The sequence below is a fragment of the Sutterella sp. KLE1602 genome, assembly GCF_001578585.1.
Taxonomy (GTDB): Bacteria; Pseudomonadota; Gammaproteobacteria; order Burkholderiales; family Burkholderiaceae_F; genus Sutterella; species Sutterella wadsworthensis_A.
The window spans coordinates 139,389-160,157 of record NZ_KQ968562.1 but is presented as its reverse complement, the minus strand read 5'-3'; the positions used below and the strand labels follow the sequence as shown (position 1 = coordinate 160,157).

At 57.7% G+C, this 20,769-nt stretch carries 15 protein-coding genes and 3 tRNA genes; 8 read left to right on the top strand and 10 right to left on the bottom strand.

The features are described from left to right. Positions 1 to 284 precede the first annotated feature (284 nt). The 4 genes from HMPREF3036_RS12330 to HMPREF3036_RS08975 are packed head-to-tail and all read left to right on the top strand — an operon-like array spanning position 285 to position 3,181. Positions 285 to 632: a hypothetical protein gene (locus HMPREF3036_RS12330; protein WP_156469804.1), complete on the top strand. Its 348-nt coding sequence runs from the start codon at positions 285 to 287 to the stop codon at positions 630 to 632. Positions 633 to 643: 11 nt separating this feature from the next. Continuing rightward, on the top strand, positions 644 to 1,618 hold the full coding sequence (locus tag HMPREF3036_RS08985; RefSeq protein ID WP_156469803.1) for a transposase: 975 nt from the start codon (positions 644 to 646) through the stop codon (positions 1,616 to 1,618). Then, positions 1,615 to 2,172: a hypothetical protein gene (locus HMPREF3036_RS08980; RefSeq protein ID WP_062333746.1), complete on the top strand. Its 558-nt coding sequence runs from the start codon at positions 1,615 to 1,617 to the stop codon at positions 2,170 to 2,172. Before HMPREF3036_RS08985 ends, HMPREF3036_RS08980 begins: the two co-directional genes overlap by 4 nt. A gap of 25 nt (positions 2,173 to 2,197) precedes the next feature. Next, the gene (locus tag HMPREF3036_RS08975; RefSeq protein WP_062333744.1) at positions 2,198 to 3,181 is read left to right on the top strand and encodes a glycosyl transferase family 90; all 984 of its coding nucleotides are present in this window, start codon (positions 2,198 to 2,200) and stop codon (positions 3,179 to 3,181) included. Between the two features lie 47 nt (positions 3,182 to 3,228). Here the strand turns inward: HMPREF3036_RS08975 and HMPREF3036_RS08970 are convergent, their stop codons facing one another. The 3 genes from HMPREF3036_RS08970 to argH form a co-directional block, all read right to left on the bottom strand. Next, positions 3,229 to 4,272 carry a glycosyltransferase family 9 protein gene (locus tag HMPREF3036_RS08970; RefSeq protein ID WP_062333732.1) on the bottom strand — a complete coding sequence of 348 codons (1,044 nt, stop codon included), beginning with the start codon at positions 4,270 to 4,272 and terminating at the stop codon, positions 3,229 to 3,231. A gap of 133 nt (positions 4,273 to 4,405) precedes the next feature. After that, positions 4,406 to 5,911 carry an alanine/glycine:cation symporter family protein gene (locus HMPREF3036_RS08965; RefSeq protein ID WP_062333729.1) on the bottom strand — a complete coding sequence of 502 codons (1,506 nt, stop codon included), beginning with the start codon at positions 5,909 to 5,911 and terminating at the stop codon, positions 4,406 to 4,408. A gap of 174 nt (positions 5,912 to 6,085) precedes the next feature. Then, complete coding sequence (gene argH, locus HMPREF3036_RS08960; protein WP_062333726.1) at positions 6,086 to 7,522, bottom strand: argininosuccinate lyase; 1,437 nt, start codon at positions 7,520 to 7,522, stop codon at positions 6,086 to 6,088. Between the two features lie 213 nt (positions 7,523 to 7,735). On the opposite strand from argH, the gene HMPREF3036_RS08955 reads away from it, so the two are divergent. The 3 genes from HMPREF3036_RS08955 (at position 7,736) to HMPREF3036_RS08945 (ending at position 8,011) form a co-directional block, all read left to right on the top strand. Continuing rightward, positions 7,736 to 7,812: transfer RNA gene (locus HMPREF3036_RS08955), tRNA-Pro, on the top strand. 30 nt (positions 7,813 to 7,842) lie between these two features. After that, positions 7,843 to 7,919, top strand: a tRNA-Arg gene (locus HMPREF3036_RS08950). A 16-nt stretch (positions 7,920 to 7,935) separates the two neighbouring features. Further along, positions 7,936 to 8,011 (top strand) — tRNA-His (locus HMPREF3036_RS08945). Between the two features lie 51 nt (positions 8,012 to 8,062). Here the strand turns inward: HMPREF3036_RS08945 and dnaE are convergent. The 6 genes from dnaE to rng all read right to left on the bottom strand — a co-directional run bounded on the left by dnaE (position 8,063) and on the right by rng (position 18,735). After that, positions 8,063 to 11,491: a DNA polymerase III subunit alpha gene (gene dnaE / locus HMPREF3036_RS08940; protein WP_062333723.1), complete on the bottom strand. Its 3,429-nt coding sequence runs from the start codon at positions 11,489 to 11,491 to the stop codon at positions 8,063 to 8,065. 24 nt (positions 11,492 to 11,515) lie between these two features. Further along, the gene (locus HMPREF3036_RS08935; protein ID WP_062333718.1) at positions 11,516 to 12,610 is read right to left on the bottom strand and encodes an FAD:protein FMN transferase; all 1,095 of its coding nucleotides are present in this window, start codon (positions 12,608 to 12,610) and stop codon (positions 11,516 to 11,518) included. A gap of 90 nt (positions 12,611 to 12,700) precedes the next feature. After that, entirely contained in the window at positions 12,701 to 14,776 is a 2,076-nt protein-coding gene (locus tag HMPREF3036_RS08930; RefSeq protein ID WP_062333714.1) for a glutamine--tRNA ligase, read from the bottom strand. A gap of 92 nt (positions 14,777 to 14,868) precedes the next feature. Next, complete coding sequence (locus HMPREF3036_RS08925; RefSeq protein WP_062333711.1) at positions 14,869 to 15,771, bottom strand: NAD(P)-dependent oxidoreductase; 903 nt, start codon at positions 15,769 to 15,771, stop codon at positions 14,869 to 14,871. A gap of 23 nt (positions 15,772 to 15,794) precedes the next feature. Continuing rightward, the gene (sbcB, locus tag HMPREF3036_RS08920) at positions 15,795 to 17,264 is read right to left on the bottom strand and encodes an exodeoxyribonuclease I (protein WP_062333701.1); all 1,470 of its coding nucleotides are present in this window, start codon (positions 17,262 to 17,264) and stop codon (positions 15,795 to 15,797) included. Between the two features lie 10 nt (positions 17,265 to 17,274). Beyond that, a complete protein-coding gene (gene rng, locus HMPREF3036_RS08915) occupies positions 17,275 to 18,735 on the bottom strand; it encodes a ribonuclease G (protein WP_038007375.1) in 1,461 nt (486 codons plus the stop codon). A gap of 110 nt (positions 18,736 to 18,845) precedes the next feature. Here rng and rfbB point away from each other — a divergent pair, with 110 nt between their 5' ends. Then, positions 18,846 to 19,853, top strand: a complete 1,008-nt coding sequence (rfbB, locus tag HMPREF3036_RS08910; protein ID WP_062333692.1) for a dTDP-glucose 4,6-dehydratase — start codon at positions 18,846 to 18,848, stop codon at positions 19,851 to 19,853. Here rfbB and HMPREF3036_RS08905 read toward each other — a convergent pair. Then, complete coding sequence (locus HMPREF3036_RS08905) at positions 19,816 to 20,763, bottom strand: DMT family transporter (RefSeq protein ID WP_062333689.1); 948 nt, start codon at positions 20,761 to 20,763, stop codon at positions 19,816 to 19,818. The genes rfbB and HMPREF3036_RS08905 overlap by 38 nt on opposite strands. Between the last annotated feature and the right edge of the window lie 6 nt (positions 20,764 to 20,769).

Here is a 20,769-nt window from a genome sequence, read left to right as displayed (position 1 = left end):
GGAACTCCTTCCGAGCTGCCATTTGATCTCCTTTTATGGGTGTATATAATTATATCGTATGCACCCATCGCGGTACAAGAAAAAAGCCCCGATTAAACAGGGCTTTTAAGAGAAGTGTCTACTTCGTTTCTGGGCTTTGAGTGATCTTTTGACGACTTGCAGGATAAAAAGCTGAGTATTCGAGTTCCCGACTTGCTAAACCCATGATTTTATTGCCAAAAATAAATCATGGGCTTTTTCATATGTGTTAAAATGCTCTATAACTATTAGATACAAAGCATAAAATGGAAAATTCTCCAAAATCCGGGTTTCCTTGGAACTTCACAACCGTCGTTACCGCCCAAGGTTATTGCTACGTCAAGGCGTACAAAATGAAGTGGGATCCGGTGCTGAAAAAGTCGAAACGGCACCTGCAACGCCATGTGGGACGTTTGCTCGAAGACGATCGGATCAAGATTTCGCCCAAATTTTCAGCCGACTTTCCGGAATACTCCGGGGATGACTGGTTTTGGGGTGCGAACAAAAAACCTGTTCGCGAAGCCGAATATCGACAAGTTTTTCCTGCCACTCCCGGCCTGCACCGGAAGATGAGGATGCCTGCAATCCGCAAGCCACGCTGGATGTTGGTTTGACTTGGGCTGCCATGCAGGTGGCCGAAAACAGCGGCATCCGCTCTCATCTCCACGAAATTTTTGGGAAGGAGTTGGGCGAAGATTTGCTCTACCTGTCCATTTACAAACTCGCCGGTGGCGGAGCAATGATGACGTACGATCTTTGGCGTCAAAAAGTTTGGCTGCCCCGATCCAAACGACTGAGCGGACAGAAAATCTCTGAAATTTTGTCCTCGGTCACTCGTGAACAGGTCACTGGCTATTTCCGTCTGCGACACAATCGTCAGGATGCGATTTGGGAGGAAATCTACAAACAAAATCCTGAATTGCGGGGCCAACCGATTGAATACGCGCTTGACAATACTTCGATCTCCACCTACTCCAACACGCTGAGCGAAGCGCAGTTTGGGCACGCCAAAAGAGATCCGGATCTCAAGCAGATTAATTACACCGTCATTTGCGACCAACGCTCGGGCGACATCGTTTTCTCGCACATGTTCGACGGAGCCGTTAACGACGTCAGTAGCCTGTCCGACATCCTTTTCTCCATGCGTGAGGCCGGATTCGATTTGGACAAAAACATTTTGGTCACCGATCGTGGCTATTCCAGTTTGGAAAACGTTCAAAGAATGATCAATTTGAACATTCGATACCTGCAAGGAGTTCGACATATTGAGGATTCGTTACAGCAACGCTTTGCAAAACATCGAAATTCCCTCTGTAAGAACGCTTTCTACAGTAGCAAGGAAAAGGCATTTGCCTTCACGGTTACCGAGCCATGGACGCAAAACACGGAGGCAGGTCTATTAAAACTCAATACTTACATTCATTTGTACCGTTTGGTCGGTCATGAGGATGCGACGGCTCAATTGATCTCTGAGAATGCCGATGAAATTATTCGACTGAAGGAAGCTCTTCAAAAGCCCTCTTTAACTTTGCGTCCCGAGAACTTTTGTCTATTACACAGGCTAAATTTCTATGCAAACGATTGTTCAGGGTACTTTTGAAGAGCTTCCTGAAAGATGCCAAGCGGTCGGTTCCCAAGGACTTGTGGGCCGCCTATAGCCGTTTCGTCGTGTCTGTTCGAGACAAGAACGGAAAGGAGAGGTGGGTAAGGAACTCATCAAAAATCGACGAGGCAGTGGAGAGTGCAGGTTACTTTGCGCTTCGCAGCAATGTCGTCTCTGATGCTTTTGAAGCTTTGGCCATCTATCGACAGCGCAATATGGTTGAACAAGACTTCAATCAACTTAAAAACTGGCTTGATGGCGATCGCCTGCGCGTTGGAGCTGTTTCCGTACAAGGAAAACTGTTGGTGAGCACCATCGGGACGGCTCTGCGCATGATGATGCTTTGCAGTGCGAAGAAGATGGAAAACCGCAAGGACAAACTGACAATTCCCGGCGGCTCCTTGGATCGCCTGCTGATGGAACTGACGTTGGTGCGCGCCGAGAAAAGAAAAAACGCCAACGCTTGGATCAGGAATACGATTCCTGCCTCACGTCGGCGTTGTTTCGAACTACTGCAGTTGCCGGAACCTCCGAGAAAGTTCATCTTGTAGAGCAGGCAACCCGTAGTTCAGGACCATGGCGCTTCGCATCAATCTCCGCAAAATTCGTCCTGATTACATTCTCAAGCCTCGAGGCAAAAATCTGAAGTTCGTCTACTACGTCCGCCGCGGACTACGGCATTTCGTCCCCTCCTTTTGGCTTCGACGACACAAGGCCGAGTTGCTTGCAACTTTGGATGCACGAACCGACAAAGAACAGATTCTTGACCGCGTCAATTGCTACAACAAGCTGACGGGAATACGAGAACTCTCCGGGCTTACGCATGTCAGCGACGTCACCAACAGCAACGGCACCGACAACTGCGACGCCTTCGAGTTCACACGCTACTTTTCTCCTGATCTTCTTCTGGACAAGCACTTTGGCGACTGGACCACGATCTGTGAAACCCCGAGCATCGTGAAGACGCGCCCTCTGTCCGGAGACAACATCAACAATGTCATCCTCAATCTCGACAAGGTCCGTCACTTTGTATTTCTGAAGGACAAGCGCACTTTTGCCTCCAAATGGGACAAGGCTGTCTTTCGAGGAGCGGCCTATCAACCACATCGCCAACGCTTCATGGAAAAATTTTTCGGCCACCCTCTAGTCGACTGCGGGAATACGGCAGAGAAAAGTGACCTTCCCAAGGAGTGGAGCGCCTCTCTCATCACGCTCTACGACCATCTGAAGTACAAGTTCGTCATTTCACTCGAAGGTACCGACGTCGCCAGCAATTTAAAGTGGGTTATGTCCTCCAACTCGGTTGCCGTGATGCCTCGTCCCAAATATGAAAGTTGGTTCATGGAAGGGCGACTGCAACCGGGAGTCCACTACATTGAAATCAAGGACGATTACTCCGATCTGGAAGACAAGATTCAGTACTACAGTACACATGTTGAAGAAGCAGAAGCCATCATCCGCAATGCCCATACGTTTGTAGAACAATTCCGTGACAAGGAACGGGAAGAGCTGATTTCCATTCTGGTGTTGGAGAAGTACTTCCGCCATACCAAGCAATAAAGAGAAAACCCGGTGTCAATACCGGGTTTTCTCTTTTTGCAAGCATCTTACGGAACGATCCTCAACTCCTTCAAAGCGTTCCAGACCTCGTCCATCGTCAGCGCATTCAAACAATCCGAATGACTGTCACGGCGATTCAAACACCCCATAGCCCCCAGACACTTGCAGTGCTTCTGGAGAAGGATGACATTTCCACGGCGTTGCGGCGTGCCGTCATTGGAATTTTTAAAGGGCTCTGTCTGCCCTTTGGCCCACGGTCCCCAGACATTTGGATTACTGGGACCGAAGAGCGTCACAATGGGAACTCCCGTTGACGACGCCACATGCGTCGTCCCCGTATCCGGGCCAACAAACCCTTGGGAATGTGCGATCAATTCTGCCGTCTGACCAAAGCTCAGCTTGCCTGCAAGAATAACGGCATTAGCCCCTTCCGGAACTATCGCCTTAATCGCCTCCACTTCAGCAACATTCCCGCTGCCTGTCAAAACAACCTTCAAACCTGCATCGTTCAAGCGACGAATAAGCTCGCTCCAATTGTTCGGAGCCCAAGCCTTGTAGGCAAAACGCGGCATCGCGTGCACCACGACGTACGGCATGTCAAAACAAGCCTCAGCGGGCAACTGCGCATGCGGTTGCGGCACATAAGGTGCCTTTGCGGGCTCGGCTCCTGTTGCCGTAAGAAGCGAATCAAACTGAAGGATCTTCGGTCCCGGAACTTCCTGCACATGCTTCGTAAGAAGCATCTTTTTCCACCAGTTGCGCTTGGTGAACCCAGGCGTAAAACCGATGCGCTCCCGGGCCATGAAAAAGCCGTAAAGCCCCGGTCTGGTACTGGTTTGCGTTACAAACGCCAGATCATAATCATTCCAATGAGCCGCCATCCAACGGAACTGCTCCCATTTACCGGGCCGCTCAGGCACAGTCAGAATCTCATCGATTGTCTCAATGCCTTCGAGCACCCCAGCGACGCTGTCAAACACAAGATACGTAATGTGCGCGTCCGGCCAAAACTCACGGATGCGTACGGACAGTGAGGCCGAAATCAGCGCATCACCGAAATAGCGGAAATTGATGACCAGTATCTTCTTCATCAGTCGTCTCTCCTGACGTATTTCAAATGAGGGAATAGTCGTTGCTCATTAGAACACAAGGACGGATGCCTTTCCATGGCCGAAATCACTCAACCACCTCGAGAAGATCAGTACAAAAGCATCCGCCTCAAACTCAAACCGGGTTCTTAGGATCCAGCCCCGTCAAGTTGTCCACACCGGACTCTTCCTCCACGGCCAGATTGTCTTCGGCGCGATTGCCTTCCCAGTAGGTCGCATTGGCAATGCCGAGTTGTTCGGGATGGAAGACGGGATTGAGCCCGTCCTTAAGCTGGCGCTCGTAGTCCCTGAGCGCAATGAAGGCGGGCTTTTGCAAAAGCATGATGGCAATGAGGTTGAGCCACGCCATCGTACCGACCCCCACGTCCGCCATGGTCCAGATGAGCGTGGAGGAATTGATGGCACCAAAGGCAACCGTGCCGATGAAGATCGCCTTGCAGGCCGACATGAGCACGGGCTTCCTGATGTAGCGGTTGAGATAGGCCATGTTCGTCTCGGCCATATAGTAGTAGCCGAGAATCGTCGTGAAGGCAAAGAAAAAAATGGTGATGGCGATGAAGGGACCGCCCCAGCCGGGCATCAGCTGATCAATGGCCGCCTGCGTATACACGGGACCGGCTTCGACACCCTTGAGACCCTCAAAGATCATGGAGCCGTCAGGAGCCTGCATGTTGTAGCAGCCCGTCATCAGGATCATGAAGCCTGTGGCCGAACAGACGAAAAGCGTGTCGATGTAGACCGAGAAGGCCTGCACAAGGCCCTGCTTGGCCGGATGAGAAACAGCGGCCGCCGACGAAGCGTGCGGCCCCGTACCCTGACCTGCCTCGTTGGAATAGATGCCGCGCTTGACGCCCCAGGCAATCGCAGCGCCCAACATGCCGCCCGTTAGGGAGTCAAAACCGAAGGCACTGTTGACGATCAGTGTCATCACGGCAGGAATCTGCTCCCAGTTAACACCGACGATGATGAGTGCAACGACGATGTAGGCCTGCGCCATGAAGGGCACGACCCAGGACGTGAAGGTGGCAATGCGGCGCAGGCCACCGACAATCACAAAGCAGGTGATGGAAGCAACGATGGCAGCCGTCACTTCAGCATCAAGACCGAAGGCCTCATTCCAGGCAAGCGCGATCGAATTGCTCTGCACACCTGGGCAGAAGAAGCAGGAAGCAAGAATCGTAACGATCGCGAACGCCCAGGCATAGGCCTTGAGCTTCAGGCCTCGTTCAATGTAAAAGGCGGGACCGCCGCGATACTGGCCCTCAATGCGCTCCTTGTATATCTGGCCGAGCGTCGACTCCACAAAGGCGGAAGACGCCCCCAGAAAGGCCACCACCCACATCCAGAAAAGCGCGCCGGGACCGCCAAAGCAGATGGCCGTCGCCACGCCTGCGATGTTGCCAGTACCGACACGACCTGCGAGTGTCAGAGATAGCGCCTGAAAGCTGGAAAGGCCGATCTCGTCTTCCTTCTTCTGAAAAAGAAGGCGCCACATTTCTGGGATCAGGCGAAGCTGGACAAAACGAGACTTGATTGAGAAAAAAAGACCAGCGCCCAGACAAAAGGCCACCAGAGCGGGCGACCAGATGACGGCGTTCAAGGTGTGGATGAAGTCTTCCATGCTGATTACTTGCTGTGCGAATGGTTGAGGAACACCGGCACCGTCGGGGCATGCGTTCCGGGTATTGCGTCTTTCGACGCCGAGAGAAAAGAAGAGCCCGACACTTCGGGCTCTTCTTTGGGGGATGCCCCGGACTAAAACCCGGTCAGCCCTTGGGCATCCTTGCTTTCAGGCTCAGGCAGCCTTGGCGGCGCGCTCGGAGATGATCGCCTCCCAACGTTCGACCTGCTTCGCAACCTGAGCGGGAGCGGTGCCGCCGAGATGGTTGCGGGCGTTGACGGAGCCTTCGAGCTTAAGGACTTCGTAGACGTCCTCTTCAATCGCGGGACTGAAGCTCTTGAGCACATCGAGCGGAAGGTCTTCAAGACCACAGCCGCGTTCGGAGGCGGCGCGAACCGTCTGACCGACGATGTCATGGGCCGTACGGAACGGCGTGCCGTGACGGACGAGGTAGTCGGCAAGGTCGGTGGCCGTCGGATAGCCGGCCTGAGCAGCGTGATGCATGGCATCGGCCTGCGGTTCGACGCCGGCCATCATGTCGCAGAAGGCACGGAGCGTGTCCTTGACCGTGTCGATCGCATCAAACACGGGTTCCTTGTCTTCCTGAAAGTCCTTGTTGTAGGCAAGCGGCGTGCCCTTCATGAGGGTCAGCATGGCGATCAGGTCGCCGTAGACGCGACCGGCCTTGCCGCGAGCCGTTTCAGGAACGTCAGGATTCTTCTTCTGCGGCATGATCGAGCTGCCCGTCGTGAAGCGGTCGGGAAGCTTGATGAAGGCGAAGCGCTGGCTCATCCAGATCACAAGTTCTTCGGAGAGACGAGAGATGTGCATCATCAGAACGGCGGCGGCCGAGCAGAATTCGATGGCGAAGTCGCGGTCGGAAACGGCGTCGAGCGAGTTCTGAGAGACGGCTTCGAAACCGAGCAGGCTTGCGGAGTACTCGCGGTCGATCGGATAGGTCGTGCCAGCCAAAGCGGCGGCACCAAGCGGGCTGCGGTTGACGCGACGACGAAGGTCAAGCATGCGCTCACGGTCACGCTCAAACATTTCGACATAAGCCAGCATGTGGTGACCAAAGGTCACGGGCTGGGCGACCTGCATGTGGGTGAAGCCCGGCATGATGAGGCCGGCGTGCTGCTTGGCCTGATGCACCATGACTTCCTGAAGATGTTCGAGGCGGGCGACGATCACGTCAATTTCGCTGCGCAGATACAGACGGATGTCGGTGGCCACCTGGTCGTTGCGGGAGCGACCGGTGTGCAGACGCTTGCCGGCGTCGCCGATGAGAGCCGTCAGACGAGCCTCGATGTTGAGATGCACGTCTTCGAGCTCAAGCTGCCATTCGAAGGCGCCGGAGGTGATTTCCTCACGGATCTGAGCCATGCCGCGACGGATGTCGGCGAGGTCCTGTTCGGTGATCACGCCAACCTTGGCGAGCATAGCCGCATGAGCCAGCGAGCCGTCGATGTCAGCCATGGCCATGCGCTTGTCAAAGTCGACGCTGGCCGTATAGCGAAGCACAAAAGCGTCCACGGGTTCCGAGAAGCGGCCGGACCAGGCCTTCTTCTTGGCATGCAGCGGATCGTTGGAGTTGTCGTGTTCTTGCGTCATTGTTTGTCCCTTTTTTCCTATAAAAAGAGGAGAGAGTCTCCTACGCGTCATTGTACCGTTTTAGCAGATGCCGCACACTGCACCCAACGGGTCCGCAGATCAAGCGGGAACCCTGACGATGAGAAGTCCAGCCCCCTTGAACAGGACCGGCAGGCCCGCTGATTTTTTCCTGTTGCATTTTTTTCATTTTTCGTGTAGAATTCGACTTCTACCCGGGGTGTAGCGCAGTCTGGTAGCGCGCCTGCTTTGGGAGCAGGATGTCGGGAGTTCGAATCTCTTCACCCCGACCAGTTTCCAGACATGCATGGACACCAATCGATCTGCCCGTAGCTCAGTTGGATAGAGCACCTGCCTTCTAAGCAGGTGGTCGCAGGTTCGATCCCTGCCGGGCAGGCCACAAAATTCGAATTCTGGTGGGAATAGCTCAGTTGGTAGAGTCCCGGATTGTGATTCCGGTTGTCGTGGGTTCGAGTCCCATTTCCCACCCCAGAACAAATCCCGCATGGTTTTGCCGTGCGGGATTTTTTTTCATTTCAGCCGTCAGTATTCGATTTCCGTGCCTGTAACTTCGCCGCTGTTGCGAAGTTCCATTCGCAGTTCATCCACATTACCGACCGTAAAGGGCAGATACATGCGGCCGCTCGCCTTCTTTGTACGAATGTCAAGCGCCACCGTCACGCCCGTATCGCGTTCCGATCCCCTCAGAATGCTCTCGATGCGCCTGACGTCATGCTTGACGCGACCGTCAATGTCCACACGCAGGCAGGACGCCGCCATGGAGCGGAATTCATCAAGCGACATGGCGTTCTCCACATTGACCGACATGCGCTTGCTGAACTCGTCATAGCGAACGCGCCCCTCGATGCAGACGACATCGTCCGACGCAAACTTGTTCTTGAGCCTCTCCCAAGCTTCGGAGAAGCAGACCACCTCCAGCACTGCCGTGCCGTCGTCGAGCTGAACGACCCCCATGCGACCGCGCTTGCCCTGGACGACACGAACGTTCGTGACCACGCCCGCCAGCTTCACGCTGTCGCGGCTCGGCTGAATCTGTCCGAGGGCCAGCGACGTATAGTGCGCCACCTCGTGCTGATAGAGCTCGTACGGATGACCGGAAAGCCAGAAGCCGAGTGCCCCCTTCTCTTCCTTGAGCTTTCGGCGTTCGGACCAGGACGGCGCCTCCACCCAGTTGACGATGCGCTTGACCTGCACATCGTCTGCAAAGAGGCTGTCCTGCCCTTCGCTGGCCGCCACAGCCTGACCAGCCGTCATGGCCTGCGAAACGTTTCCGAACAGGAAGCCTCGGTCAGGATTGAGCGAGTCAAAGGCGCCCACACGAATGAGTCCCTCGAGGTTGCGGGAATTCAAGCCCGAAACACGCGCCGTCACGTCGAACAGGTCGGTGAAGGGGCCGTCCTTGATGCGGGTCGCCATCATGTCCTCAACCTGCTGCCTGCCCAGTCCCTTGACGCCGCCAAGACCGAAGCGAATGTGCTTTTCGTCGGGCGCCGTGAAGAACCAGTCGGAGAGGTTGATGTCGGGCGGCAGAATTTCGATGCCGTTGGCACGGGCATCATCCAGAAGCGCCTTCATCTTGTCGCCCTGGTCCATCACCATGCAGAGGTTGGCCGCCATGAAGCAGGACGTGAAGTGCGTCTTGAGGTAGGCCGTCTGATAGGCGACATAGGAATAGGCCGCAGCATGCGACTTGTTGAAGCCGTAACCTGCGAACTTTTCCATTAGGTTGAAGATTTCGGTTGCAACCGACGCCTTCACGCCGCGCTCGCCTGCGCCCTTCACGAAGACCGCACGCTGGCGCTTCATTTCCTCGACGTTCTTCTTGCCCATGGCGCGGCGCAGAAGGTCGGCGCCGCCCAGCGAATAACCGCCCACCACCTGGGCCACACGCATCACCTGTTCCTGATACACCATGATGCCGTAGGTTTCGGAAAGCACGGGCGCCATGCGCTCGTCCAAGTACTCCACCTTCTCCCGCCCGAACTTTCGGGCGATGAAGGACGGAATCAGGTCCATCGGACCAGGGCGATAAAGTGCGTTCAAGGCCACCAGATCCTCGAGACGGTCGGGACGCGCCTGACGCAGCAGCTGACGCATGCCTTCCGATTCAAACTGGAAGACGGCGGCCGTATTGGCGTTCTGGAAGCAGCGGTAGGTCTCCTCGTCTGTGACGGGAATGCGCTCCAACTCGAATTCCCTTTCGGGATAGAGCTTGTCGATGTACTCCTTGCACTTCGCAAGGATGGAGAGCGTCGTAAGCCCCAGGAAGTCGAACTTCACGAGACCGACATTCTCCACGTCCTTCTTGTCGAACTGGCTGATCGTATTTTCGGGAGCGCCATCGGAGTTGTAGAGCGGACAGAAATCCGTAAGCGCCCCCGGAGCGATCAGCACGCCGCCCGCGTGCATGCCGAGGTTGCGGGTGATGCCCTCAAGCCCCTTGGCCACACGCATGAGTTCCTTGTACTCATCGTCGCTCTCAATCGCCTCGCGGAACTCGGGCACCTCCTTGATGGCATCATCAAGCGTGACGTTTTTGCCGGGCTGCATCGGAATGAGCTTGGCCAGACGGTCCGCCTTCGAGAAGGGGACGTTGAGCACGCGTGCAACGTCACGCACGACGGCCTTGGCACCCAGCGTGCCGAAGGTCGCGATCTGACTCACGGCGTCCGCACCGTACGTCTCCTTCACGTATTCGATCGTGCGGTCGCGGTTGTACTGGCAGAAGTCCACGTCAAAGTCAGGCATGGACACGCGCTCAGGATTCAGGAAGCGTTCGAACAGAAGGTCGAACTTGAGCGGATCAAGGTCCGTAATGCCGAGCGAATAGGCGACAAGCGAACCTGCGCCCGAACCTCGTCCCGGGCCCACGGGCACGCCGTGGGTCTTCGACCAGTTGATGAAGTCCTGAACGATGAGGAAGTAGCCCGGGAACTGCATCTTCTTGATGATGCCGAGCTCATAGTCAAGACGCTCCACGTATTCCGGGCGCTTGGCGTCCCTCACCTTCTCGTCGTCATAAAGGAAGGCCAGACGCTTCTCCAGACCCTCACGGGAGAGATGGTCCATGTAGTCGTCCAGACTCATGCCGTCCGGCGTCGGGAAGAGCGGCAGCTGCGGCTTCGAAAGCACCCCGTCAAGATTGCAGCGCTTCGCGATGATGACGGAATTGGCCAGCGCGCTCGGAACGTCCTTGAAGAGCTCGCACATCTGCTCCTCGCTCTTCAGGTACTGCTCGCGCGTATAGCTCTTGTCGCGACGAGGGTCGGTGATCGTGAAGCCGCCCGCAATGCAGCAGCGCACTTCGTGCGCCTCGAAGTCCTGCGGCTCGAGGAACTGAACGGGATGAGTCGCCACAACCGGAACGTCAAATCTAGAGGCCACCGTCACAAGGAAGGCATTCTGATTTTCGTCCTTCGGTCTGTTGGCACGCTGGAGTTCGATGTAGAGACGGTTCGGAAAGAGCTTCTTCCAGCGTCCGACAATGCCGCCCGCCTGACGCTCACTGCCCGTGTCAATGAGCTGCGACAGGCGTCCCTTGGGGCCGCCCGTCAGTGCGATGAGGCCGTCCGTGGCACCGGGCACATCAAGCCATTCGTCACAGATCTGGCCGCGATACGGATCCTGTCCCTCCAGAAACGCCTTGGTGAGCAGAACGCACAGGGAGTGGTACCCCGTGTGGTTCATGCAGTAGAACGTCATCCTGTAGGGATTGTCGGGGAACTTGTTGTTCTTGATCTTGACGTCGCAGCCGAGGATGGGCTTGAGACCGGCGGAGAGCGCATGCGTGTAAAAGCGCAGGCCGCCGAAGACGTTCATCAGGTCCGTAATACCGAGCGCCACCCCGCCCATTTCAAGAGTCTTGTGAATGGCGGGGTCGATGCGCACGAGTCCGTCCGTGACGGAATACTCGGAGTGAAGACGAAGATGAACGAAACGGGGCTCAGTCATGACCTAAAACAATGCTCTGCAGGGTTACTTCAAAACGGTGAGTTTAACCGAGGGATCGGCGGACGTCACGGACGAAGCCGCCGCAGGCGTCATCACCGCCTGCTTCATGTCAGCGTGCATCACCAGCGCCTTCAGCTCGGGATGGGTGCGCAGGAAAGCCTCCGCACGATCCCAGCCCATCGCAAAGAGAGCCGTGCAAAGCGCGTCCGCTCGTGCGCCGTCGCGATCAATGATCGTCACGGACGAAATGTCAGTCTTCGCAGGCCGCCCCGTCTTCGGATCCTGAATATGGGAGTAGCGCTTGCCGTTCTCCTCGAAGTAGCGTTCGTAGGCGCCTGACGTGATCACGCTTTCATCCTTCACCGAGGCCACGGCAAAATAACCGCCGCGGGACTCCGCGGGATGCTGGATGCCGATGCGCCAAGGGCGGCCATCCGACTTCTCGCCCACGGCAACGATGTTGCCGCCAAGATCGAGAACACCACGCGTCATGCCTTCGTGCTTGAGAATGTCGGAGAGTCTCTGGCCGATGAAGCCCTTCGCAATGGCACCCATGTCGATGCTCTGTCCCTTGGCGATCTGCATCATGCATCGCCCGCCCTCGCGCCAGACGCGAACCTTGGAGCGGTCGACCTTGGAGACCGCCTCGGCAATGGCCTCATCGGACGGCACGTGCTCGCCGCCGAAGCCGATCTTCCAGAGATTTACGACAGGGCCTATCATCGGCTCGAAGGCGCCGTTCGTCTCATCGGCAATGGCAAGCGCCTGCTTCGTCATGTCGGCGATTTCACAAGGCACTTCGACGGGCTCACCAGCGCGGCGATTGACCTCATTGAGAGGAGTATCCTTGTGGACCGACATCAGATCGTCATAGTCCGTCACCTTGTCCTCGAAGACGATCGCGTAATGCTTGACAGCCTCCGGCGTAGCACCGAAGAGTTTCGCGTTGATGAGAGTGCCCATGTGAAGCGTATGACGCTCAAGAGCGTATTCCCGGGGCTCCGCAGTCTGAGGAGCCTCGGCGACCCCTCCTTCAGCCGAAAGAATCGGCGCAGCGGATGAAAGCCCCAGAGCCAGCAGAACGGCAGTCAGAGATGTTTTGAAACGTTTGGTTTTCATGATGTCAATAGAACAAAACACGAGGGGCCGAGACAACAAGGGGCGGAGCATCAGCCCCGCCCCTCTTCGGCAATCCGACGATTCAGGGCATTACTTGCCCCAGGAATCCTTCAGGCCGACGGCCAGATTGAAGACAGGCTTTTCAGCCGTGTGATCCTCACGATCGGCCACGAAATAGCCGTTGCGCTCGAACTGGAACTTGTCATCACGGGCGGCCGCAGCGGCTGCAGGCTCGACGTAGGACGAAAGCACCGTCTTCGAATCGGGCGTGAGACGGTCAAGGAAGCTGCCCTCGCCTTCGTCCGGATGTGGCACGTTGAAGAGTCGGTCATAGACGCGGATTTCGGCAGGAACAGCCGTCTTTGCATCAAGCCAGTGGATCGTCGCCTTCGTCTTGACGGACATGGAGCCCTCCGAACCGGAGCGCGTCTCTGGGAGATACTCGGCATGAACCGCGGTCACGCGGCCGGACTCGTCCTTTTCGAACGAGGTCGGCACGATCACATAGCCGTAGCGCAGGCGAACGGGCTTGGCGGGCGTGCCGTCGGCAGGCACCGTCAAACGGCGGAAACCCTTGGGCGGGACTTCGGCGAAGTCGCCTTCCTCGATCCACAGTTCGCGCGAGAACGAGATCCTGCGCGTGCCCATTTCGGGCTTCTGCGGATGATTGTTGGCCTCAAGCTCCTCGGTCTGACCTTCAGGATAGTTGTCGATGATGAGCTTGAGCGGGCGAAGCACGGCAACGCGGCGCTCGGCGCGTTCTTCAAGATCCTCGCGCAGGCACTGTTCCAGCACGGAATAGTCGATCCAGCCGCCGGAAACCTTGGAGACGCCGCAGCGTTCAGCAAAATTCTGCAGGCTCTTCGGCGTAAAGCCGCGGCGACGCAGACCGACGATGGTCGGCATGCGGGGGTCGTCCCAGCCGTCGACATACTTTTCCTGCACGAGCTGAATGAGCTTGCGCTTGCTCACGACGACATACGTCAGATTCAGGCGGTTGAACTCATACTGATGCGAGAGCAAGAAGAAGTTCGGACGAACCACGTCAAGTGCCGCCTGCATGAGCGGTGTGAAGTTCTCGGGGAAGCAAAGCAGCGTAGCAAAGAACTGCGTGACCGTTTCGTCCTTGATCGTCTCGGGCAGGCCGTTCTCCCACGCCTGCATCAGACGGGCCACGCCCTCTTCGGGCAAGCTGCCGCCCAGCTTGGCGCGGCTTTCGAAAGCGGCCTTGACAAAGGCCATGGCGCGATCGTCCTCACCATCGGCCATCGCACGAATCACCTTGAGGGCCTCCTCGTACTGCGGCGTGCGCAGAAGCGGAATGATGCGCTCAAGAGCCCAGTTGTAGAACGCGCGCTGATCCTCGAACTCCAGCGTGCAGATGGAGTGCGTGATGTTTTCGAGCGAGTCCTCGATCGGGTGCGCGAAGGTGTACATCGGATACACGCACCACTTGTCGCCCGTCGCATGATGATCGGCAAAGCGGATGCGGTAGATGGCGGGGTCGCGAAGATTGATGTTGGGGCTCGCCATGTCGATCTTGGCGCGAACCACCATGGAGCCTTCGGGATGCTTGCCGTCGCGCATTTCATGGAAGAGCTTCAGATTCTCCTCGGCCGAGCGGTCGCGGTAGGGCGAATTCTTGCCCGGTTCCTTGAGCGTGCCGCGGTTTTCGCGCATTTCGTCTGCAGTCTGTTCATCCACATAGGCATAGCCCGTGCGGATCAGATGCTCGGCAAAGCGGAACATGTCGTCGAAGTACGAGCTCGCAAAGTAGAGGTTCGTTTCATTGCCGAACTTCCAGTCGAAGCCAAGCCAGCGGACGCTGTCCATGATGCCGTCGACGTATTCCTGATCCTCCTTGACGGGATTGGTGTCGTCAAAGCGCATATGGCAGGCGCCGCCGTAGTCACGAGCAAGGCCGAAGTTCAGACAGATGCTCTTGGCATGGCCGATGTGCAGATAGCCGTTGGGCTCCGGCGGGAAGCGCGTGCGGATGCGGGCCGCGTCGGGCTCGCCCTTTTCGAGCTGCTCGGCATAGGGCGCGGGATGCCCGCACCAGAATCGGGGCAGATTGGCGCCGCGGGCCAGATCGTCGTCGATGATGTTTCGAATAAAGTTGGTGACCTGCGCTTCGGCGACAGGTGCTTCGGTTTCAGAAGACATTGATCTAATCCGAATTCAATGAAGGTAATCCGTGTATTGTAGCCGCAAACCCCGGGAAGCTGACGAACGCGGATTCGTCACTCCCTCGTCGCCTACGGCCTGGGAAGGCGCGTAATGAGGCTTGACGTATCCCAGCGGGCGCCCCCCGCCTTCTGCACCTCTTCGTAGAAGCTGTCGACCATCCTCGTGACGGGAATATCCGAACCGTTGCGGGCCGCCTCATCCTTGACAATGCCAAGATCCTTGCGCATCCAGTCGACGGCAAACCCGAAGTCGAACTCGCCCTTCACCATCGTCCTGCCGCGGTTCACCATCTGCCAGGAAGATGCAGCCCCTGAACTCAGAGCCTCGATGACCTTCGGCATGTCAAGCCCGGCATTCATGCCGAAGGCGATGGCTTCGGAGAGTCCCTGTACACAGCCTGCAATGCAGATCTGGTTGACCATCTTGGCGAGCTGACCTGAGCCAGACGGTCCGAAGTAGGTCACCGCGCCCGCATATGCGTCAAGCACGGGCTCGACTCTCCTGAATGCAGCTTCATCTCCGCCGCAGAGCACTGTCAGGCACCCGTTTTCAGCGCCCGCCTGACCGCCAGAGACAGGTGCGTCGATAAAGGCAATTCCCCTCTTTGCTCCTTCAGCCTCAAGCTCGCGCGCCACAGCGGCGCTTGCCGTCGTATGATCGACGAAGACCGTCCCCGGCTCCATGCCGGCAAACGCCCCCGTTTCTCCAAGCACGACGCCTCTCAGATCGTCGTCGTTGCCCACACAGGCGAAGACGATACCTGCGCCGCGGGCCGCTTCAGCCGGCGTCACCGCCATGCGGCCTCCGAACATCTCAACCCACTTCTCAGCCTTGGTCGTCGTACGGTTGTAGACACAGACGTTATGTCCGGCAAGCTTCAGATGCCCCGCCATCGGAAATCCCATGACGCCCAGGCCGACAAACGCCACCTTGAGAGAGGGAACGCACGCATAAGTCTTGTCCATCTTCATAACCGTCTCCTTCTTCAACAGACTCAGAACGCGCAGGCTTCACCCGCACGCTCGCCCCATTCGTAAAGCGCCTCCAACACGAGCTGCTTTTCTTCATCTTCCAAAGTGCTCTCCTGCAGGCGGTCGATTTCATCAAAATAGGCCGAAACGGTCAGAGCGCCGTCGGCTCCGTCCATCAATCTGGATCGGCAAAAAAACGTCCACTGGCTGCGTTCTTCATCATTGAGCGTCTCCTGCCAGTTTCGGGCACGGTAGCGCACGAGCAGCTGGTTGAAGCGCTCATCGTCAAAATGAATGCCGCCCTTCGCAAGACTCTCAGGCGTCATTCCGCGCACCCGAGCCATCATCTCCACATCATGTCCGCTGGCAAAGCCGCCGTCATAAAGTCCGAAGTCAACGTCCTTCGGCGCAGGCCTTTCACGCCTGCCCATCAGTCCGGCCAGCCTTCCCGCAATCACGTTGCCGAGCTCCTTGAAGCGCTCCCAGTTGGCAAGAATCTCCTGCGGCTTCACACCGAACCTGTCCATGCGCTCGGGAGAAAGCACCTTGAGGCTTGCGCAGACAAAGGGAGAGTTGTTCATCGCGAGCCTGTAGACCGGCAACGGCTCCTCGCCGTCCGCAAGATCCTCCCTGCGGGCGAAAAGGCGTGACTTGATCTCTTCGTCGCTCAGCTTCGTCACGATCAGCGGATCCACGGACAAGTCCCACATCAGCGCGGAATTGCCGCTCTCGCCGGGGAACGGAATTCTGGCGGCTATGCGCAGAAAGCCTCTTGCCTGCCCGAACTTCGGAGAGATCCAGACGACGGGCCCCTTCGTCACGGCCGCCTTCACAGCCTCCCTGCTGCGGTTTTCCAGCGCCCACTTCCAAAGTCTGGGTTCCGTTTTGCGGATGAGCGCCGCCAGTCCCAGCGTGGCCATTGCGTCACTCAAGGCCTCATGCGAATGTGCGTGCACGATCCCGTTGGCCTTGCTCAGACACTCCAGCCTGAAGCTGACGCTCTTTTCATCATCGCTTTCAGGATCCACATCCTTTCTGAGCGGCCACTTGATGCCATCACCTCGAAGCGCCCAGACGGCGCAGACAAGCGGGTACAGGTCCCAGCATGAACATCCGTTCCGGTGCTGATGGGAATACGGATCGAGAAAATTGCGCCAGAAAAGGAAGCGCGCGACCTCGTTGTCGAAGCCGGACGCGTTGTACCCGATGCTGATCGTTCCGGGCCTGTTGAGACGACTCCAGACTTCGCCCGCAAACTTACTCTCGGGAATGCCCCTTTCCTCGCAGATCTGCGGCGTCATCCCCGTCAGAAGACAGCTCTCGGGGCTGGGCAGATAGTCTCCCGAAGGCCTGGAATAAAACACGTCCCCATCTCCCTGCGGATTAAGGTCCATGTCCGTCCGAATGCCTGCAAACTGCGCGGGCCTGTCCCTGCGGCAGTCGAGGCCGAAGGTTTCGAAGTCATACCAGTAGAAGGTGGTGCTTTCCGTCATGCGAAGGTCCTCAGGCGAGAATCACGTCAAACTGTTCCTGGGTGTAGCTCGGCTCCACCTCAAGATGCACAGGCTTTTCGACGAAGGCCTGCAGAAGCTCGAGCGCCTGCGACTCCTCCTCGAGCAGCATGTCGATGACGGTCTGGCTCGCCTGAATGTGAAACTCCTTCGTCTCCTGATACTGCTTGCAGAGCCTCACGATCTCACGCATGATCGAGTAGCAGACGGTGCGTGCCGTGCGGACCTCTCCCCTGCCGCCGCACATGGGACAAGGTTCGCAGAGGACGTGTGCAAGCGACTCGCGGGTGCGCTTTCGTGTCATCTCGACGAGGCCGAGCTCGGTGAAGTTGCTCACCGTCATGCGGGTGCGGTCGGTTGAGACCGAACGGCGAAGTTCGGCAAGAACCGCCTCGCGGTGCTCGTCGCAGCTCATGTCGATGAAGTCGACGATGATGATGCCGCCGAGATTTCTCAGGCGCAGCTGGCGCGCGATGGTCTGCGCAGCCTCGAGGTTCGTCTTGAAGACCGTGTCGCTGAAGTCACGCTTGCCGACGTAGCCGCCCGTATTGACGTCGATCGTCGTCATGGCCTCCGTCTGATCGAAGACCAGATAGCCGCCGCTCTTCAGGTCTACCCTGCGCTCAAGCGCATGCTCGATTTCGGTCTCAATGCCGTGCAACTCGAAAAGCGGCCTCTCGCCCCTGTAGAGGGTGAGCCTGTCCTTAGCCGCAGGCACAAAGCGGCTTGCAAAGTTCAGCAGGGCCTCGTAGTTCTCGCGGCTGTCGACCTCGACGGTCTGCGTGTCCTGATGAACCATGTCGCGGAGCACGCGCTGGGCAAGCGACAGATCCTGATAGAGGAGCTTCGGTCCGGTGCTTCGCCCTGCGAGCTCGTGAATGTCGGTCCACAGACGGCCGAGATAGGCCATGTCATCCTTGAACTCCTGCTCGGTCGCGCCCTCTTCGGCACTCGTGCGGATGATGTAGCCACCCTTTTCGGTTTCAGGACGAAGCTCCGTCATCATGGCGCGAAGTGATTCGCGAAGTTCTGCGTCCTCAATGCGTTGGGAAACGCCGATGTGGTTGTCTCTGGGCAGATAGACGAGCTTGCGACCCGCGAGCGAAACGGTCGTCGTCAGTCTGGCGCCCTTGGTGCCGATGGGATCCTTTGCGACCTGCACCATGAGGGACTGGCCTTCGTGAAGGATCGTCTCGATGGGCGCGGGCTTCTCGCCCTCGCAATGCGCCTCCGCAATGTCGGCCACGTGAAGGAAGGCCGTTCGTTCTAGCCCCACGTCCACGAAGGCGCTCTGCATGCCGGGCAGCACACGGACGACCTTGCCGAGATAAACATTCCCCACGAGGCCGCGCGCACAGTCGCGCTCGATGAAGAGATCCTGAAGAACGCCATCCACTACAATGGCGACACGCACTTCACGGGGCGTGCAGTTGATGAGAATATGTTCCACGATGGCGGCTCCTTGCCTGCCTGCGACGTTGCGCTCAAAATTGACTGCTCACATTGTAGTGGGTTTGCCGCACCCGCTTTAAAAGCCGGCGCTCTTCTCTCGGATTTTCACGCATGCTGTTGGTCACAGGCGGAGCCGGCTTCATCGGCTCAAACTTCATCACGGAATGGTTCAGGTCACACGACGAAAGCATTCTGACGCTCGACGCCCTGACCTATGCAGGAAACAAGGCCAACCTCAGAGACGTCGAACACGACCCCAGACATCGCTTTGTCGAAGGAAATATTCTGGACGAAGCGCTGGTGGCCGATCTTTTCGACCGCTTCCGTCCTCGCGCCGTCGTACACTTCGCCGCCGAAAGCCACGTCGACCGTTCAATTTCCGGCCCTCAGGTGTTCGTCGACACGAACGTCAGGGGAACGACGGTTCTTCTAGGTGTTGCACACCGGTACTGGCTGACGCTCGACGATGAGGAGAAGGCCGCCTTTCGCTTCATCAACATCTCCACCGACGAGGTCTACGGCTCCATGACCGCGGACACGCCGCCCAACACGGAGGCCACGCCCTTCGATCCAAGCAGTCCGTACTCCGCGAGCAAGGCGGCGGCCGATCAGTTCGGACGCGCCTACTTCAGAACCTACGGCCTGCCCGTCGTCACGGTGAGATGCACCAACAACTACGGTCCCAGACAGTACCCGGAAAAACTTCTGCCCTTCATGCTGACGCGCGCCTTGACGGGCAAGACGCTCCCCGTTTACGGCGACGGCGAGCAGATCCGCGACTGGATCCATGTACACGACTTCTGTCGAGCACTGCGAATGATTTTGGAAAAGGCGGCACCGGGCGACATCTACAACGTCGGCGCCTCAAACGAAATGAGCAATCTGAAGTTTCTGCAGAGCGCGATGTCGGTGCTCGATGAACTTTCGCCGCGCGCCGACGGCCGTCCTCACGCGGATGCGATCGTGCATGTCCACGACCGTCCGGGGCACGACCGCCGCTACGCTTTGGACGCAGGACGCCTGCGTCAAACGCTGGGATGGAAGCCCATGATCCCCTTTGACGAAGGGCTGCGCGCTACGGTCAGGTGGTACCTGAAGCAGTGCGTCTCGGCCTTCTGAAAACCTTGAGGGAAGCTGTAACCCCCATCAGAAGAAGCCCCAGACCGACCAGCATGAGCGGCGTCGGCCATTCGCTTCGCCACAAGTGGGCGTAGGTCACAGCAAAGATCGTCTCGAAGATGATCATCTGGCCGCCCAACGCAGGCGTCAGCCTCTGGCTCATCAAACTCCAGAGCACGATGCCGATCCAGGAGGCGCAGACGCCCAGAAACACCACCGTTGCGATGAACATCCACGGTCTGGGCCCGAGAATGTCCCCCTGCGTCCCGTCTCCCGCAAGCAGAGCCATCCCGACGGCAGCGCATGGCAGGAGTGCAAGCCCCTGAGCGGTCGACCACGTCTTGGGCGACTTGCCGGGATGCGACAGCAGCCATTCGGCGTTGCTGAGCGGATACCAGGTCCAGACCAATGAGGAGAAGAACGCAAAGCCTACGCCAAGCCAGAAGTTGCCCGAGGTCACGCGTCCGTCCCCCACCAGATAGATGAACTCCGTCCAGTTGAGACAGACCATCCCTGCGAAGCTCAGGCACAGTGGCGGCACGATGCGCCGCCAAGGCACGGCGCTCTCACCCGCCCTCATGTTGCCGATGACGCCCACCATGATGGGAATCAGCGCCGTGAAGGCGCCTGCAATCGGCGCTCCTGCGCGTTGGCAGGCCTCGGCCAGCAACCAGTAGTAGAAGATGTTTCCGACAATACCGAGTGCAAGCGCCCTACGCCAGTCCGCCGCCGAATAGGACTTCAACTCGCGCCACTCAGGGACCGCCAGGCCTGCGGCAAGCATGCCGAAGACCAGATAGCGCATCATCGCGATGTGCACAGGACTGTAGTCCGGCAGGATCAGCGGGGCCACGTAAACGCAACCCCAGATCATGCACGCGGCAATGCCGAAGAAAACGCCGATCAGCATGGCGGT

Excerpts from the sequence above, each read along its gene's own strand:
- HMPREF3036_RS08935 (WP_062333718.1), bottom strand. The coding sequence starts at position 12,610 with ATGAAAACCAAACGTTTCAAAACATCTCTGACTGCCGTTCTGCTGGCT.
- HMPREF3036_RS08985 (WP_156469803.1), top strand. The coding sequence starts at position 644 with ATGCAGGTGGCCGAAAACAGCGGCATCCGCTCTCATCTCCACGAAATT.
- HMPREF3036_RS08905 (WP_062333689.1), bottom strand. The coding sequence starts at position 20,763 with ATGCTGATCGGCGTTTTCTTCGGCATTGCCGCGTGCATGATCTGGGGT.
- rfbB (WP_062333692.1), top strand. The coding sequence starts at position 18,846 with ATGCTGTTGGTCACAGGCGGAGCCGGCTTCATCGGCTCAAACTTCATC.
- HMPREF3036_RS08975 (WP_062333744.1), top strand. The coding sequence starts at position 2,198 with ATGGCGCTTCGCATCAATCTCCGCAAAATTCGTCCTGATTACATTCTC.
- sbcB (WP_062333701.1), bottom strand. The coding sequence starts at position 17,264 with ATGACGGAAAGCACCACCTTCTACTGGTATGACTTCGAAACCTTCGGC.
- argH (WP_062333726.1), bottom strand. The coding sequence starts at position 7,522 with ATGACGCAAGAACACGACAACTCCAACGATCCGCTGCATGCCAAGAAG.
- HMPREF3036_RS08970 (WP_062333732.1), bottom strand. The coding sequence starts at position 4,272 with ATGAAGAAGATACTGGTCATCAATTTCCGCTATTTCGGTGATGCGCTG.
- HMPREF3036_RS08925 (WP_062333711.1), bottom strand. The coding sequence starts at position 15,771 with ATGAAGATGGACAAGACTTATGCGTGCGTTCCCTCTCTCAAGGTGGCG.
- HMPREF3036_RS08965 (WP_062333729.1), bottom strand. The coding sequence starts at position 5,911 with ATGGAAGACTTCATCCACACCTTGAACGCCGTCATCTGGTCGCCCGCT.
- HMPREF3036_RS12330 (WP_156469804.1), top strand. The coding sequence starts at position 285 with ATGGAAAATTCTCCAAAATCCGGGTTTCCTTGGAACTTCACAACCGTC.
- dnaE (WP_062333723.1), bottom strand. The coding sequence starts at position 11,491 with ATGACTGAGCCCCGTTTCGTTCATCTTCGTCTTCACTCCGAGTATTCC.
- HMPREF3036_RS08930 (WP_062333714.1), bottom strand. The coding sequence starts at position 14,776 with ATGTCTTCTGAAACCGAAGCACCTGTCGCCGAAGCGCAGGTCACCAAC.